1 protein-coding gene is annotated in these 499 nt (G+C 45.5%); it reads right to left on the bottom strand.

Annotated elements, in window-relative coordinates; genetic code table 11:
• Positions 1-91: 91 nt before the first annotated feature.
• Positions 92-499 (bottom strand): hypothetical protein (locus DEQ92_RS22030; RefSeq protein WP_233516943.1); only part of this gene is annotated, 408 nt, incomplete at its 5' end.

The raw sequence follows: 499 nt of genomic DNA, 5'->3' as shown, positions 1-499 counted from the left end.
CTTCCTGAGTTGCTCCTACCGACGTGATGTTATGTGCCTTGAAATAGTGTTAATCAATAGTAACGCTTCAGTCTATCTCAGCGCAAAAAAGTTAGTTGTCTGCCTCTGGTGATTTGACCAATATACTGCAATCGCACCCGAACCCATCATTGCGCTCCGTTCGCCAAGTGTCACAGCAGCTGCAGTACAGCACATCAGCCAGATCGTCTAGAATACTAAGGTTCTCTCGAAGTTCTACCTCAGAGTAACTTGCGAACTCCGGCTCAGAGTAATGAACGTTTTTATTCATGCCCCAGTGGTTCTGATCTATGAAGGTCTGAATGCTAGCAAACCTGTCAACCATATCTTCCTGTGTCTCATCGTCGTAAACAGTGTCATCGTCGACCGTTCCGTCTTTTAGAATATCGACCAACTCAGGCATTAACGCATGGAGATAATCACTCAATGAAAGTTTCTCGATCTTTCGATACGGCACATCGACTGCTAGCTTCTCACAACC

This window comes from Haloferax sp. Atlit-6N (genome assembly GCF_003383195.1).
Lineage (GTDB): Archaea > Halobacteriota > Halobacteria > Halobacteriales > Haloferacaceae > Haloferax > Haloferax gibbonsii.
This window is presented reverse-complemented; position numbering and strand designations above follow the sequence as displayed.